This is a genomic window from Nocardia elegans NBRC 108235 (genome assembly GCF_001612845.1).
Taxonomy (GTDB): domain Bacteria; phylum Actinomycetota; class Actinomycetes; order Mycobacteriales; family Mycobacteriaceae; genus Nocardia; species Nocardia nova.
Genome location: NZ_BDBF01000009.1, coordinates 103,789 through 119,094, shown reverse-complemented (window position 1 = coordinate 119,094; position 15,306 = coordinate 103,789). Strand labels below are relative to the sequence as shown.

Below are 15,306 nucleotides of genomic sequence, written 5' to 3'. Positions count from 1 at the left end.
TGATTGATGCAAGTAGTTTTCGGCCCGGTACGAGGCCGATCGGGTGGAAACGGAGGTCCGACATGGACAGCGAGCAGGTGATCGATCAGATCGCCCAGCAGCTGATTCGCCTGGGGCGGATCCGGGAGCGGACCAACGCCCAGGTGGCAGCGGCATCGCACGGCGACATCGATCTCTCGGCCTACCGCATCATCTTCCGCCTGCTCTGCGACGGCCCGATGCGCTCCGGCGCGCTGGCCGAGGCGATGTACTCCGACGCGTCCACGATCAGCCGCCAGGTGGCGACTTTGGTCAAGCGCGGCCTGGTGCGCCGCGAGGCCGACCCCGGCGACGGCCGCGCCAGCGTCCTGATCGTCACCGACGCCGGCAAGGAGATGGCCGCCCAGCTGCGCGCACGGCGCAACGAGATGATCGGGCGCATCCTGACCGACTGGAACGACCCCGACCGCGAGCAGTTCGCGGTTTTGCTGCACCGCTTCGTCGACGACTACGAAGCCGCGCGACCGGCGATACTCACCCTCCCCTCCCCCACGGAAGGCCCTGCGACGGAGAAGAATTCGTGACCACAACCACCACCCCGGCCGCGGCCGGCACCGCACCGAACGCCGCGGGTTTCACCCACCGGCAGGTGCTGGTGATCATGAGCGGCCTGATCCTCGGCATGCTGCTGGCCTCCCTGGACCAGACCATCGTGTCCACGGCCATCCGCACCATTTCCGACGATCTCAGCGGCTATTCGCTGCAGGCGTGGGTCACCACCGCTTATCTCATCACCGCGACCCTCAGCACGCCGCTGTACGGGAAGCTGTCGGATATGTTCGGGCGCAAGCCCTTCTATCTGGCGGCGATCGCCATCTTCGTCGCCGGGTCGCTGCTGTGCACCATGGCGCAATCGATGTACGAGCTGGCCGCCTTCCGCGCATTTCAGGGACTGGGCGCGGGCGGGCTGATGTCGCTGGCGCTGACCATCATGGGAGATATCGTCTCGCCGCGGGAGCGCGCCCGCTATCAGGGCTACTTCCTGGCCGTCTTCGGCACCTCGAGTGTCGTGGGGCCCGTGCTGGGCGGCCTGTTCGCAGGCCAGCCGGTCATTCTCGGCATCGACGGCTGGCGCTGGGTGTTCCTGGTGAACGTGCCGATCGGGCTGCTCGCCTTCGCCGTGGTCACCAAGGTCCTGCAATTGCCGCGCCGCCCGCATCCCGGAGTGCGGATCGACTGGTGGGGCGTGCTGATGCTCGCGGTGGGCATCGTCCCGCTGCTGGTGGTGGCCGAGCAGGGCAGGGAATGGGGCTGGGGCAGCCCGGATGCCATCGCCTGCTATCTGATCGGCGCGGCCGGCGTACTGGGCTTCGTCGCGGTCGAGGCGAAACTCGGCGATCTGGCGCTGATTCCGCTGCGGATGTTCAAGAATTCGACGTTCGCCCTGGGCGTGGTCATCTCCTTCGTGGTGGGCGCCGGCATGTTCGGCGGGATCTCCCTGCTGCCGCAGTATCTGCAGGTGGTGCGCGGATCGAGCCCGACCGTCGCCGGCCTGCAGATGCTGCCCATGGTGCTCGGCATGATGACGGCCTCGGTGATCGCGGGCCAGACCATCTCCCGCACCGGCCGCTATCGCGTCTTCCCGCTGATCGGCGCCGGCCTGCTGACGCTCGGGCTGTTCCTGCTGCATCTGATCGGCGCCGACAGCCCGCTGTGGCTGGTGATGATCTTCATGGCGATCGCCGGACTCGGCCTCGGCAACCTCATGCAGCCGCTCACGCTGGCCTTGCAGAATGCCCTGCCGCCGAAGGATATGGGCGTGTCCACGGCCGCGGCCACCTTCTTCCGGCAGATCGGCGGCACCCTGGGCGTGGCGGTCTTCCTGTCCATTCTGTTCGCACAGCTGACGCCGCATATCAGCGACGAATTGCACAGCGCGGCAACACAACCGGCCTATCAGCAGGCGGTGATCGCCGGTGCGCACAGCAGCAATCCCGCCGATGCGGCGCTGTCGAAAGGTTTGCTGTCCCATGATGTCTCGGCGGCCGGACAGGTGATGAGCGACAGTTCGGTGATCCAGCAGTTGAATCCGACGCTGGCCCGCCCGTTCCAGGTCGGCTTCGCCGATTCGATGGACACCGTATTCCTCGCCGTCACCGCCATCGCCGGGATCGCGCTGTTGCTGGTGGTGTTCTGGAAGGAGGTGCCGCTGCGCACGGCGGGTGGGCTGCAGGCGAGTGCGGAGACCAATCAGCCGCGTGTCCTGGTCGCTGCCGACTCCGCTCCGGTGGGCGGTGAGAAGGCCGAACCGACCGCGACAGCGGTGCGGGCAGAGCCGGATCCGGCGGCGACTCTACAGAGGTGATCCGGCGGCAACACTCCGCTGGACACGCTGCGCCACACCTACGATTCCCGCGAATTACCCGAAGCTCACCTGTCTCTGTGCGTTACTGGTCGGGCAGTTCGTTCTCTCCCGATTCGTTCCGAACCGAGGATGTGATGCGAAATGATCCATCGTCCGCGCGTACGTAGCCTGCTCGCCGCGACCGCCGGCGCCGCACTGCTCAGCCTGGGATCCGGTCTGCTGACAGCAGCGCCCGCCGGCGCTGCTCCGAGCGCGCCGGTCCCCGTCCACGATCCGAACTATCCGCTCGGCGGCGACGCCGAACATCCGGGCACGCCGGAGCAGGATCCACAGGCGGAGAAAGCCGAGAAGCTGGGCGGCCACGCCACCACCGACATTATCGAACTGGCCACCGACACCACCACAAAGATCGTCGAGATGGGCGCCGACGTCCTGAAATGTGGGCTGAACATCGCGATGCCATCCGTGAAATGTGACTAGCGGGCCAACAGCGCCGGGCCGGGTTCAGATCAGGCTGATCTGCCCGGCCTGTTCGCTGCCCGCACCCGGTACCGGCTCCAGCAGCTGTGGACCGTTGTTGCGCACCGAATTCACCAGCGGCGAGACCGGACGCGCGACGATGGACGAAATCACCTGCGCCTCAGGGGTTTCCAGTAATTCGTGTGGCGCCGGATGGTCGGGGTCGAGCCAGGCGTCCCAGTGTTCGCGCGGCATCATCAGCGGCATCCGATCGTGGATGCGGGTCAGATCGCCCACCGCGTCGGTGGTGAGGATCGTGCAGGACAGCAGCGGGGCCATATCCCGCTGCGCCGGATCCCGCCACACCGACCACAGGCCGGCCATGTACAGCCGGCGTCCCTGGGCATCCGACATGTAATACGGCTGCTTCACGGCCTTGCCGGAGCCGGTGGGATGCGGTTCGGTGAGCCATTCGTACCAGCCGTCCATCGGAACCAGACAGCGACGCTTCTTCACCGAATCCCGGAACGAGGGTGCCGTGGCGGCGCGGTCGGCTCGGGCATTGAACAGCGGCTTGCCCTTGGCCGGAACTCCCGGTTCGGCGGCCTTCGTCCAGACCGGGATCAGCCCCCAGCGCATGCGGCGAATCCGCAGCGTCGGGTCGTCGTCGGGGTGGTCGTGGTCGTGACGGCGAACGACGGTGAGGATCTGATTCGTCGGGGCGACGTTGTAGTTGGCGCCGTTTCCGGATTTGCCGCCGGCACTCTTGTCACCATCACCGGGCGCCGATCTTCCTGCGGCGGCGTCACTCGGCGCACCGTCCGCGGTCTCGTCGAGGGCGTCGAGTTCGACCGCCAGCCTGGCGGGATTCGCCGTGGTCGCATATCTGCCGCACATATCTCCATGCTGCCATCCGGGACCGACAGAATCCGTAGGCTCGGCCATACCCGCACAACGAGACGAATCCAACTGAAGGCGATTGACATCACATCGCGAATGTGAGAATTTTTTGCCACCACTCTCTCATTAGGGGTCGCCGAACCATGTCCACCACCGAGTCCACCGCCGCCACCGCGTCGGCACAGGCAGCCGAATCCGCTCGGCCCACCGAGCTCTCCTCACTCAATCCGGCCACGGGCGAGGTCATCGCCACCCACCCCATCGCCGACGACGATGCGGTGCGGGCGGCCGTCGCCAAGGCCCGCGCGGCCGCCGCGACCTGGAGCGGCCTCAGCTTCGCCGATCGCAAGCGGGCGCTGCTGCGCTGGTCCAGCCGCCTCGTCGCCCGTGCCGACGAATTCTGCGATCTGATCCACGCGGAGAACGGCAAGCCGCGCGACGACGCGTACCTGGAATTGATGCTGGCCCTCGAACACATCGCCTGGGCCGCCAAGAACGCCGAGAAGGTTCTCAAACCGAAGAAGGTGTCGCCCGGCGCCCTGATGTCGAATTTCGCGGCGTCGATCGAACAGCGCCCGCTGGGTGTGGTCGGCGTGATCGGCCCGTGGAATTACCCCGTCTACACCCCCAACGGCTCGCTGGCCTACGCGTTGGCCGCCGGCAACACCGTGGTGTTCAAGCCGAGTGAATACTCCACCGCCATCGGCAATTTCGTCGGCCAGGCCTTCGTGGACGCCAACCCGGACCTGCCCGAGGGCGTGTTCGTCACGATCAACGGATTCGGCGCGACCGGCGCCGCGCTGGTGCGCGCGGGAGTCGACAAGATCGCCTTCACCGGCTCCACCGCGACCGGTAAGAAGATCATGGCCGCCGCGGCCGAAACGCTGACTCCGGTGCTGCTGGAATGCGGCGGTAAGGATGCGGTGATCGTCGCCGCGGACGCCGACATCGCCGCCGCGGCCGACGCCGTCGCCTACGGCGCGACCATGAACAGCGGCCAGACCTGCGCCGGCGTGGAACGCGTCTACGTCGACAAGTCGATTCGCGAGCCGTTCGTGGCCGAGGTGAAGAAGATCCTGTCGGACGTGCACGCCGGCTCCGACGCCACGGCCTCCTACGGCCCGATGACCATGCCGTCGCAGGTCGACATCGTGCGCCGGCACATCGAATCGGCGCTGGCCAACGGCGGCACCGCGGTGCTGGGCGGCCCGGATTCGGTGCACGCGCCGTATATCGAGCCCGTGGTCCTGGTCGACGTGGACGAGAACTCGGATGCCGTGTGCGAAGAGACCTTCGGCCCGACCGTCACCATCCGCACCGTCGACACCATCGACGAGGCGGTCGACCTCGCGAACAACTCGAAGTACGGCCTGGGGTCGGCGGTGTACTCGCGCAAGCACGGCCTCGAGATCGCTCGCCGGCTGCGCGCCGGCGCCACCTCGGTCAACTCGGTGCTCGGCTTCGCCGCCATCGCGTCGCTGCCCTTCGGCGGCGTCGGCGATTCCGGTATCGGCCGCATCCACGGTGCGCCCGGTCTGCTGGAGTTCACCAGCCCGCATTCGATCGCGGTGCAGCGCTTCGCGATTCCGGGTATGGCGCTGATGAGCTACAAGCGCACCGAGAGCACCATGAAGCTGCTGCGCAAGGTGGTTCCGCTGCTGCACGGCCGCCACAAGTAGTCCGCGTAGTCACTGCCTCTCCATCGGGCCCGCACCCAACGGTGCGGGCCCGATCGCGTGGTGAGATCGGGCGCGGCAACCGGCGCCTTCCCGGATGAGGCGGCAATTGTCCGAATCCAGCAAATAAACGAGCATACGTCGGAGATCACAAAACCGCGCTCCCTGCACACGGGTTCAGCTCTCATGCGCGAAGATGGTCCGGTGAGTTTCTGGCCCGCGCCCCACATCGACCATGCCGTGCACGCGACCGTCACCCTGCCCGGGTCCAAATCGATCACCAACCGGGCATTGATTCTCGCCGCGCTCGCGGACCGCCCCTCGACGATCACCGGCGCCCTGCGCAGCCGGGACACCGAGCTGATGATCGCGGGCCTACGCGCGATGGGCACCGAAATCATCGGTGACGGCGACACCCTCGCCGTCACCCCGCCGACGCAGCTGCACAACGCCACCGTCGATTGCGGACTGGCGGGCACCGTGATGCGGTTCCTGCCGCCGGTGGCCGCGCTGGCGCACGGCGATGTCGCGTTCTTCGGCGACGAGCAGGCCCGGCTACGTCCGCTGCACACGATCCTCGACGCGCTGCGCAGTCTCGGCGTCGACATCGACGGCAACACCCTGCCGTTCGTCGTGCACGGCGCCGGGACGCTGCGCGGCGGGCGGGTCACCATCGACGCCTCCGGATCCTCGCAGTTCGTGTCCGGGCTGCTGTTGTCGGCGGCGCATTTCGACACCGGGATCACCGTGCATCACGAGGGCGCGCCGCTGCCGTCCATGCCGCATATCGAGATGACGGTGCAGATGCTGCGGCAGGCCGGGGTCCGGGTGGAGGCACCCGCCGATCCGCGCAAGGAACAGGTCTGGACCGTGGAACCGGGGCCGATCCACGCCGTCGACTGGGATGTCGAGCCGGATCTGTCCAACGCCACGCCGTTCCTGGCCGCGGCGGCGGTGACCGGCGGCGAGGTGACCATTCCGCATTGGCCGCAGCTGACCACCCAGGCCGGTGACGTGATCCGTGAAATCCTGGTCCGGATGGGCGCCGAGGCGCGGCGCTACGACGGCAAACTCACCGTGCGCGGTCCGCAGTCCCTCGCCGGCATCGATATCGACCTGCACGACGTGGGCGAGCTGACGCCGACCGTGGCCGCGCTCGCCGCGCTGGCCGACTCCCCGTCGCGGCTGCGCGGCATCGCCCATCTGCGCGGACACGAAACCGATCGGCTGGCCGCGCTGACCACCGAGATCAACCGCCTCGGCGGCAACGTCACCGAAACCGAGGACGGGCTGAGCATCGAGCCGACCCCGCTGCAGGGCGGCCAGTGGCATTCCTACGCCGATCACCGAATGGCCACGGCGGGCGCGATTCTGGGCCTGCGCGTGCCCGGTGTGAGCATCGAGGACATCGGCACCACCGCCAAGACGCTGCCCGAATTCGTCACCCTGTGGGAATCGATGCTGGCGGGCGCCGGCGCCTTATCGGGTGAGGGAGCGGCCCACTGAGGCGGCGGGAGTACGACGAATCCGATGTCCGGGTCCGCCCGGGCAGGGGTTCGCGTCCCCGCACCAAGACCCGGCCGGAACATCGAGATGCGGTGTCGGCCATGGTGGTTTCGGTCGATCGGGGACGCTGGGGGTGCGTGCTCGGCGACGATCCGGATCGCCGCGTGGTCGCGATGCGGGCGCGGGAACTGGGCCGCACCCCGATCGTGGTCGGCGATCAGGTGGACGTGGTCGGCGACCTGTCCGGCCGGCCCGACACGCTGGCGCGGATCGTGCGCGTCGCCGATCGCCGAACGGTGTTGCGCCGCACCGCCGATGACACCGACCCCTTCGAACGCATCGTGGTGTCGAACGCCGAGCAGCTGTTCATCGTCGTGGCGCTGGCCGATCCGCCGCCCCGCACCGGCTTCGTCGAACGCGCCATGGTGGCCGCGTATGCCGGTGGGCTGCAACCGATTCTGTGCCTGACCAAACACGATCTGGCCGCCGATTCCGAATTCGCCGCCGAATTCGCCGATCTGGATCTGACCATCGTCTACGGCGGGCGTGACGATCCCCTGGAACCCGTTCGCGACCTCCTGCGGGATTCGCTGACCTGCCTGCTCGGCCACTCCGGCGTCGGCAAGTCGACGCTGGTGAATCGCCTTGTCCCTGAAGCGGAACGAGCCGTTGGCACGGTCTCCGGCGTCGGCAAGGGCCGCCACACCTCCACTCAGTCGGTGGCCCTGCCGCTGAAAGGCGGCGGCTGGGTCATCGACACCCCCGGCATCCGCTCCTTCGGCCTCGCCCACATCTCCCCCGACGATGTGATCGCCGCCTTCCCCGACCTGTCCGAGGCCATCGAGGACTGCCCCCGCGGCTGCACCCACCTCGGCCCGCCCGCCGACCCGGAATGCGCGCTGGACGAACTGCCGGGCAAGGAGCGGCGGGTGGCGGCGATCCGGCTGTTGCTGACAGCGCTGAATTCCAACGATCCCTGGGTGGTCGGCGGCAGCTGAGCCCTCTGGGTCTGCAGGCGCGGGCATGTGGCGCACGAATGCGATACTTGGCATTGCACGAGACGTCCCGACGAGGAGGGAGGGCTGATGAGCGCGGAGCCGCTGCCTGCCTGGGTCGTCCCGCCGCCCGGCGGTTATACCGCCGATGACCTGGACAAGCTGCCGGACCTACCCCCGCACACCGAGCTGATCGATGGGAGTCTCGTCTTCGTGAGCCCGCAGATGAGATTCCATGCGCTGGTGATCGATCTGCTCGTGTCCGCGCTGCGATCGTCAGCGCCATCGGCCCTTCGGGTTCGAAGGGAAATGACGGTGACACTGGGCCCTCGGCAACGCCCGGAGCCAGACCTTATCGTCGTCCACGAATCGGCGGATCGTGGGGCTGACCAGACCACCTATCAGCCCGAGGATGTCGTCCTGGCGGTCGAAGTCGTTTCGCCGGATTCGATTGTGCGCGACCGCGAACGCAAACCGCAGTTGTATGCGCGCGCCGGGATTCCCCATTTTTGGCGTGTGGAAAACGACAACGGTCGCGCGGTGGTCTACATCTACGAACTGGACCCGGCCACCGGCCAATACACTCCCACCGGCATCCACCACGACCGGCTCGCACTGTCGGTGCCGTTCGAGCTGGACATCGACCTTACCGAGTATCAGCGGATGTGATCAGTCGGCGTGTTCCGGGCGCGGAGTCGCTGCCAGGCCCGCCTGCCCGATCCACTGCGGTACCTGCCGCCGAATCGACGCCGGGCCCACGATCTCGGTGGTTTCCTCCCGCAGCGCCGCTGCCCAGCTCCGGTCGCCGCGCCAGATCTCGGTGAGCTGTCGCAGCGTGCTGCGCACGGTCGCCGCGACCTCGAAACCGGGGTCGTAGTCGCAGATCGCCGCCGTCCCGCGCTCGACCACGAGCCACCAGTGCGCCTCCTTGCCGGGCACATCGGTGAACTCGACCTCCAGGACCGTGCGCTCCTCCGGCCACGCCCGGACCGGAATCGTGCGACGGATGTCCCACAGCAACAGGTGCGGATCCAGATCTCTGTCGCCGAGATCGCCGATCCAGCGCACCCCCCACGTCCCGAGCGCCTGGACGACGGTCGACAGCTCACGTCCGGCCTCGGTCAGGAGGTAGGCGGCGCGTCCGTCCGCACCGATCTCGCGACGCAGCACCCCCGACCGCTCCAGCGAGCGCAGACGCCGCGACAGCAGGGCGGGCGACATTTTCGGGTTGCCCCGCCGCAACTCGTTGAAATGCGTACTACCCAGCAGTAATTCGCGGACGACCAGCAATGTCCATCGTTCGTCGAGGACATCCATTGCCTTGGCGATCGGGCAGAACTCCCCATAGCCGGACACACAACCAGTAGACCACTCGGCGCGCGCCGGGTACAGATGTTGAACTGGCCGGGGCCGCCCCCGCCGCCGGATGCTTGCGGTATGACAGCTATCCATCACACCCAGCAACCATCCCCCGACATCACCGAACGCACCCACGCCCTCTGGGCTCTCGGCGACTACCCTCGCGTCGCGGACACTGTGATACCCGGCCTGGGCCGGCGCCTGGTCCGAGCCTGCGATATTCGTCCCGGCCTGCGCGTGCTCGATATCGCCGCCGGAGCGGGAAATGCGGCCATTCCGGCGGCCGAAGCCGGCGCGGACGTCATCGCCAGTGACCTGACGCCGGAAATGTTCGAGGCGGGCCGGGCCGCGGCCGCCGCCCGCGGTGTCCATCTCACCTGGGAGGCCGCCGACGCCCAGGCGCTGCCGTACGCCGACGGCCGATTCGATGTCGCCATGTCCTGTGTGGGCATCATGTTCGCCCCGTCGCATCGGGCGGCCGCCGGCGAACTGCTCCGAGTGACCGCGCCGAATGCGACGATCGGGCTGATCAACTGGACGCCGGAAGGATTCATCGGCGAAATGTTCTCCATCGCCAAGCAGTTCGCACCGCCACCGCCGCCCGGAGCGCAATCGCCGCTGCTCTGGGGCACCGCCGACCATCTCCGGGACCTGTTCGGCGACCACGTCACCGATCTGCGGATACAGCGCGAATTCGCGACGGTGGAGTGTTTCGCCGACGGTGGCCGGTTCCGCGACTTCTTCAAGGCCAACTACGGTCCCACGGTCGCTGTCTACCGGTCCTTGGCGGGCGACCCGGACCGCATCGCCGAGCTGGACCGCGCCCTCGCCGACCTGGCCGCTCGCCACGATCTCGGCGGCGGGCGGATGCGCTGGGAATACCTCCTGGTCACCGGCCGGCGGGCGTGATCACCGGTCCGTGTCGCCGCAGTCTGCCGGATATTCGACGGAACCGCCCGGCTGTGCGCGACCCGGCCGCGTCTACGCCGACGTCGGCAGCCGGCGCTCGCCGTGCGTGATCGCCGCGATCAGATCGTCGTAGCCGTTGACCAGTTCGGCCACCCGAAACCACGCAGCGTGCACTGCCAGATCGTCGGTGGTGGTCTCCAGCAGGTGCGCGGCCCGTGCGTACGCCGCCATGAGCCGATCGATCACCGAACCGACGGTTTCGGTATGGATCGCGGTGCCGTGCCGATGCTGCGGGACATGGGCTTCGATCCATCGATCGATCGCGCGCACGGTCTCGCGGCGCGACGCCTCGGCCGCGCGGCGATAGTCGGCATCGTGCGATTGGGCGGTACCGGTGTGCAGTTCCGCGAGGTGCCGCGCGAGCGGGTCCAGGTGATGCGCGGCGGGGCGCGAATCACGCACCGTTCGCAGCAGCATCTCGGCGGTGGGAAGACCCCCGACAACGTCGGCACCGCCGCGCTCGAGCACCAGCAACGGCGACACGGTGGCCACCCGGGTGCCCTCGGGCCCCGGGACCTCACCGGTCATCGCGAGCACCGCCTCCGCGCGCGGAGGGGGATAACGCACCGGAGGCAGCCATCGCGGCCGTCTCGGTGACGCGGTGCGGCGAGAATTGCGACTTCGAGCACATCGGCAGCTCCTGGTCGGTCGTGTCGGCCTTCGACGAAGCCGACCGTATGCCCCGGGTTAGCCGTTCGCCCCCTGCTCGTTCCCGCTGTTGAGAAGTCACAGCCCTGATCGCCGCGGCATGCTGACGGAACACATAACCAGCGGTTGACTACGGCGTCAGCACCAGCCGCCCACGCAATCCACCGGCGGACAACCGCTCATGCGCTTCGGCCGCGCGTTCGAGCGGAAGGACGTCGGCGACCCGCAAGCCCAGACCGAGCGCCGCGAGTTCGGCGAGCGCGGTTCCGTCTGCCCGGATCCACTCCTGGTGAATCCTCATGCCGCGCAACGGAAGAGGGGGCTGTCCACCGGCCACCCCAGCGTAGGCGCCACCGTTGCGGACGGCGGCCGCCGCGCGAACCCCCAGGCCAGCGCCGTCCAGTGCGCCGTCGACACCGCCCGGAACCAGCGCCCGTATCTCCCCGGCGAGGTCGGCGCTCGCGCGAGACACGGTCGCTTCGGCGCCGAGTCCGCGAACGAACGCCACATCCTCATCGGCGACCTGCGCGACCACCCGCAATCCGGCACGCACGCCCAGTTCGACCGCGAAGCCGCCCACCGCTCCGGCCGCACCCGTCACCAGCAGGCTGTCACCGGCGCGAAGGTCGAGCAGCGCGAGCGCCTGATGTGCGGTCAGCGCATTCAGCGGCAGGGTGGCCGCTTCCGTCGCATCGACACCCGGCGGTGCCGGCGCGACCGCATCGGTATCGAGCACCAGATACTCGGCATACGCACCCAGCGACCGGTCGAGCAGATCACGTAAGCCCACAACGCGTTGTCCCGCCGCGAATGTCGTCACCTCCGGCCCGACGCGGTCGACGATTCCCGCGGCGTCCCAGCCGATTCCGATGATTTCGCGCGGCGCCATCAGTCCCGCCTCGATGAGGGCGCCGCTGCGGGTCGCGATATCCACCGGATTGACGGCCGCCGCCTCCACCCGGATCCGCACCTGGCGCGGCCCGGGTTCGGGAATCGCCACCCGCACCACCTCGAGTGCCTCCGGGCCGCCCACGCGGCGAACGACCACTGCCCGCATGCTGTGTCGAGAAGTCATGCTGCTCAACTTATGGAGAGCTACTCTCCATAAGGAAGTACGCACTCGAAGGTGCGTATCCCACTCCGAGGAGAGCCGTGGCCACCCGAACCGCCGCCCAACGCCGCGCCCAGGCCGGCGTCGAATACGACGCGTACCTGGCGCAATGCCCCGCGCGCCAATTACTCGACCGCATCGCCGACAAATGGGTGAGCCTTGCCGTCAATGCCCTCGCTGACGGCCCCCAGCGCTACAGTGACCTGCAACGCCGCCTCGCCAGCATCAGCCAGAAGATGCTCACCCAAACCCTGCGCAACCTCGAACGCGACGGCCTGGTCTCCCGCACCGTCACCCCCGCGGTCCCGGTTCGCGTCGACTACGAGCTCACCCCACTCGGCCGCTCACTGCTACCGGTGATGCGCGCCGTCAAAGACTGGGCCGAGCAGAACATGGACCACGTCCACGCCGCCCGCGAACGCTACGACCAGCACACCGAAACCGCGTAGCGGCTTCGCGCCGGGTATCGTTCGCCGGAATTACCGGCGGCGCTTGGACTTCGGGGGCTTGGACTGCTTGGCCCGGTCACGTTCCGCTTCGCGACGCTCGCGGCGGGTCATGCCGGTCGAGGGGGTGTCGCCGTATTCCTGAGCGGCACTGCGGACTTCGGCGTGGCCGCCCTCGTCCGGACCGGAGAAGCTGAGGCCGCGCGGGCCGGATTCGTCGATTCCCTTGGCGCGCAGGGCCGCCGGGGCGTTCTCGGCGGCGCCGTTGCCCTGGGGTACTGCCGGGGCGGGATGGGTGGCGCCCACCGGGGAACGCAGGCCGGCGCCGACCGCCGGCTGCGGTTCGGGAGCCTGCTGAACCTCCACCTGGAGGTTGAACAGGAAGCCGACCGACTCCTCCTTCAGGCCCTCGAGCATGGCGGAGAACATGTCGAAACCCTCGCGCTGGTATTCGACGAGCGGATCGCGCTGCGCCATCGCGCGCAGGCCGATGCCCTCCTTCAGGTAGTCCATCTCGTAGAGGTGTTCACGCCACTTGCGGTCCAGGACCGACAGCAGCACCTGGCGCTCCAGGTTGCGCATACTGCCCGCGCCGGCCAGATCGTCGATTTCCTTCTCACGCCGCGCGTAGGCGTCGTGGGCGTCGTCGAGAATGGCGTCGAGCAGTTCCTCGCGGCTCAGTTCGCCGATCTCACCGTCTTCGGTCTCACTGGTCAGATCCTGGTATTCGATGCCGACGGGGTACAGCGTCTTGAGCGCCGTCCACAGCTTGGCCAGATCCCAGTCCTCGACGTAGCCCTCGGCGGTGGCGCCGTTGACGTAGGCGGTGATCACGTCGGTGATCATCGACTGAACCTGGCCCTCCATATCCTCGCCGGCCAGGATGCGCTGGCGCTCGGCGTAGATGACGGTGCGCTGCTGGTTCATCACCTCGTCGTACTTCAGAACGTTCTTGCGGATTTCGAAGTTCTGCTGTTCGACCTGGGTCTGGGCGCTCTTGATCGCCCGCGAGACCATCTTGGCCTCGATCGGCACGTCGTCGGGCAGGTTGAGCCGGGTCATGATCGACTCCAGGGCCGCACCGTTGAAGCGCCGCATCAACTCGTCGCCGAGCGAGAGGTAGAAGCGCGATTCGCCCGGGTCGCCCTGGCGGCCGGCACGACCGCGCAACTGGTTGTCGATACGCCGCGACTCGTGCCGCTCGGTGCCCAGCACGTAGAGGCCGCCGGCGTCGCGCACCAGATCGGCGTCGTCTTCGACCTGCCGCTTGACCTGCTCCAGCGCGGGCAGCCAGTTGGCCTCGTAGTCGTCCGGCGTCTCGACCGGATCCAGGCCCTGCCGGCGCAGCAGCGTATCGGTGATGATGTCGGGGTTACCGCCGAGCACGATGTCGGTACCACGACCGGCCATATTCGTCGCCACGGTGACCGCGCCCGGGCGGCCGGCCTCGGCGATGATCTGCGCTTCCTGTTCGTGGAACTTCGCGTTCAACACGTTGTGCGGAATGCCACGCTTGGTGAGCAGCTTCGACAGGTACTCCGACCGCTCCACCGAGGTGGTACCGATCAGCACCGGCTGGTTCTTCTCGTGCCGCTCGGCGATGTCGTCGGCGACCGCGGCGAATTTCGATTCCTCGGTCTTGTAGATCAGGTCGGCCTGATCCATGCGGATCATCGGCTTGTTGGTGGGGATCGGCACGACACCGAGGCCGTAGGTCTGGTGGAGCTCGGCCGCCTCGGTTTCGGCGGTACCGGTCATACCGGACAATTTGTCGTACAGACGGAAATAGTTCTGCAGCGTGATGGTGGCCAGCGTCTGATTTTCCGGCTGGATCTCCACGCCCTCTTTGGCCTCGATGGCCTGGTGCATGCCCTCGTTGTAGCGACGGCCGACCAGAATGCGGCCGGTGAATTCGTCGACGATGATGACCTCGCCGTTGCGGACGATGTAATCCTTGTCGCGAACGTAGAGTTCCTTGGCCTTGATCGCGTTGTTCAGATAGCTGACCAGCGGCGAGTTGGCGGCCTCGTACAGATTGTCGATACCGAGCTGATCCTCGACGAATTCGACACCGGCCTCGTGCACGCCGATGGTGCGCTTCTTGATGTCGACCTCGTAGTGCACATCCTTCTTCAAAAGCGGTGCAATACGGGCGAATTCGGCATACCACTTACTCGACGCGTCGGCCGGGCCGGAAATGATCAGCGGGGTCCGGGCCTCGTCGATCAGAATCGAGTCGACCTCGTCGACCACGGCGAAGTTGTGCCCGCGCTGGACCAGGTCGTCCAGCGAATGGGTCATGTTGTCACGCAGATAATCGAAGCCGAATTCGTTGTTCGTGCCGTAGGTGATGTCGGCGCTGTAGGCCGCACGCCGCTCGGCGGGGCTCATCCCGGACAGGATCGCGCCGACCTGCAGGCCGAGGAAACGGTGCACGCGGCCCATCCACTCGGAGTCACGACGGGCCAGGTAGTCGTTGGTGGTGACGATGTGGACGCCGTCGCCGCTGATCGCGTTGAGATAGGCCGGCAGCACCGAGGTGAGCGTCTTACCTTCACCGGTTTTCATCTCGGCGACATTGCCGATGTGCAGGGCCGCGCCACCCATCACCTGCACCTTGTAATGCTTCTGATTCAGCACGCGCCAGGAGGCCTCGCGCGCGGTGGCGAAAGCCTCGAGCAGCAACTCGTCCAGGGATTCGCCGTCGATGTAGCGCTGTCTGAATTCGTCGGTTTTGGCTCGCAGTTCCGCGTCGGTGAGATCGGCGTACTCGTCGTCCAGACTGAGAACTTCGTCGGCCAGATGCGCGAGCCGCTTGACGGTGCGACCCTCACCAAAACGTAGCAACCTCGTCAGTGTCAGCGCAGGCACGGGTCTCGTCAGTCCTCTGGTC

General features: G+C 67.5%; 14 protein-coding genes. 9 read left to right on the top strand and 5 right to left on the bottom strand.

The features are described from left to right. The first annotated feature begins 62 nt into the window (after window positions 1-62). The 3 genes from NE2_RS07835 to NE2_RS07825 all read left to right on the top strand — a co-directional run bounded on the left by NE2_RS07835 (window position 63) and on the right by NE2_RS07825 (window position 2,824). Complete coding sequence (locus tag NE2_RS07835) at window positions 63-563, top strand: MarR family winged helix-turn-helix transcriptional regulator (RefSeq protein WP_063025203.1); 501 nt, start codon at window positions 63-65, stop codon at window positions 561-563. 77 nt (window positions 564-640) lie between these two features. Beyond that, the gene (locus tag NE2_RS07830) at window positions 641-2,344 is read left to right on the top strand and encodes an MDR family MFS transporter (protein ID WP_084493891.1); all 1,704 of its coding nucleotides are present in this window, start codon (window positions 641-643) and stop codon (window positions 2,342-2,344) included. Window positions 2,345-2,485: 141 nt separating this feature from the next. Then, window positions 2,486-2,824, top strand: a complete 339-nt coding sequence (locus NE2_RS07825) for a hypothetical protein (RefSeq protein ID WP_063025199.1) — start codon at window positions 2,486-2,488, stop codon at window positions 2,822-2,824. 24 nt (window positions 2,825-2,848) lie between these two features. Here NE2_RS07825 and NE2_RS07820 read toward each other — a convergent pair whose 3' ends face one another. After that, window positions 2,849-3,700 (bottom strand): SOS response-associated peptidase, encoded by an 852-nt coding sequence (locus tag NE2_RS07820; protein ID WP_063025197.1) that lies wholly within the window; start codon window positions 3,698-3,700, stop codon window positions 2,849-2,851. Between the two features lie 146 nt (window positions 3,701-3,846). On the opposite strand from NE2_RS07820, the gene NE2_RS07815 reads away from it, so the two are divergent. The 4 genes from NE2_RS07815 (at window position 3,847) to NE2_RS07800 (ending at window position 8,549) form a co-directional block, all read left to right on the top strand. Continuing rightward, entirely contained in the window at window positions 3,847-5,382 is a 1,536-nt protein-coding gene (locus NE2_RS07815) for an aldehyde dehydrogenase family protein (RefSeq protein WP_063025195.1), read from the top strand. 183 nt (window positions 5,383-5,565) lie between these two features. Further along, window positions 5,566-6,885 carry a 3-phosphoshikimate 1-carboxyvinyltransferase gene (gene aroA / locus NE2_RS07810; protein WP_063025193.1) on the top strand — a complete coding sequence of 440 codons (1,320 nt, stop codon included), beginning with the start codon at window positions 5,566-5,568 and terminating at the stop codon, window positions 6,883-6,885. Beyond that, window positions 6,882-7,883: a ribosome small subunit-dependent GTPase A gene (gene rsgA, locus NE2_RS07805; RefSeq protein ID WP_063025191.1), complete on the top strand. Its 1,002-nt coding sequence runs from the start codon at window positions 6,882-6,884 to the stop codon at window positions 7,881-7,883. The genes aroA and rsgA overlap by 4 nt, the downstream gene beginning before the upstream one ends. A gap of 27 nt (window positions 7,884-7,910) precedes the next feature. Further along, window positions 7,911-8,549: a Uma2 family endonuclease gene (locus NE2_RS07800; RefSeq protein ID WP_218018568.1), complete on the top strand. Its 639-nt coding sequence runs from the start codon at window positions 7,911-7,913 to the stop codon at window positions 8,547-8,549. Here the strand turns inward: NE2_RS07800 and NE2_RS07795 are convergent, their stop codons facing one another. Next, entirely contained in the window at window positions 8,550-9,236 is a 687-nt protein-coding gene (locus NE2_RS07795) for a winged helix-turn-helix transcriptional regulator (RefSeq protein ID WP_063025187.1), read from the bottom strand. Between the two features lie 81 nt (window positions 9,237-9,317). On the opposite strand from NE2_RS07795, the gene NE2_RS07790 reads away from it, so the two are divergent. Beyond that, the gene (locus tag NE2_RS07790; RefSeq protein ID WP_063025185.1) at window positions 9,318-10,148 is read left to right on the top strand and encodes a class I SAM-dependent methyltransferase; all 831 of its coding nucleotides are present in this window, start codon (window positions 9,318-9,320) and stop codon (window positions 10,146-10,148) included. Window positions 10,149-10,220: 72 nt separating this feature from the next. On the opposite strand, the gene NE2_RS07785 is transcribed toward NE2_RS07790, so the two are convergent. Both NE2_RS07785 and NE2_RS07780 read right to left on the bottom strand, forming a co-directional pair. Next, complete coding sequence (locus NE2_RS07785; protein ID WP_146165236.1) at window positions 10,221-10,736, bottom strand: DUF4254 domain-containing protein; 516 nt, start codon at window positions 10,734-10,736, stop codon at window positions 10,221-10,223. A gap of 250 nt (window positions 10,737-10,986) precedes the next feature. Continuing rightward, window positions 10,987-11,931: an NADP-dependent oxidoreductase gene (locus tag NE2_RS07780; RefSeq protein ID WP_228817303.1), complete on the bottom strand. Its 945-nt coding sequence runs from the start codon at window positions 11,929-11,931 to the stop codon at window positions 10,987-10,989. Window positions 11,932-12,008: 77 nt separating this feature from the next. On the opposite strand from NE2_RS07780, the gene NE2_RS07775 reads away from it, so the two are divergent. After that, window positions 12,009-12,416: a winged helix-turn-helix transcriptional regulator gene (locus tag NE2_RS07775; protein WP_063025179.1), complete on the top strand. Its 408-nt coding sequence runs from the start codon at window positions 12,009-12,011 to the stop codon at window positions 12,414-12,416. A gap of 30 nt (window positions 12,417-12,446) precedes the next feature. Here the strand turns inward: NE2_RS07775 and secA are convergent, their stop codons facing one another. Beyond that, entirely contained in the window at window positions 12,447-15,284 is a 2,838-nt protein-coding gene (secA, locus tag NE2_RS07770; protein ID WP_063025177.1) for a preprotein translocase subunit SecA, read from the bottom strand. Window positions 15,285-15,306 lie beyond the last annotated feature (22 nt).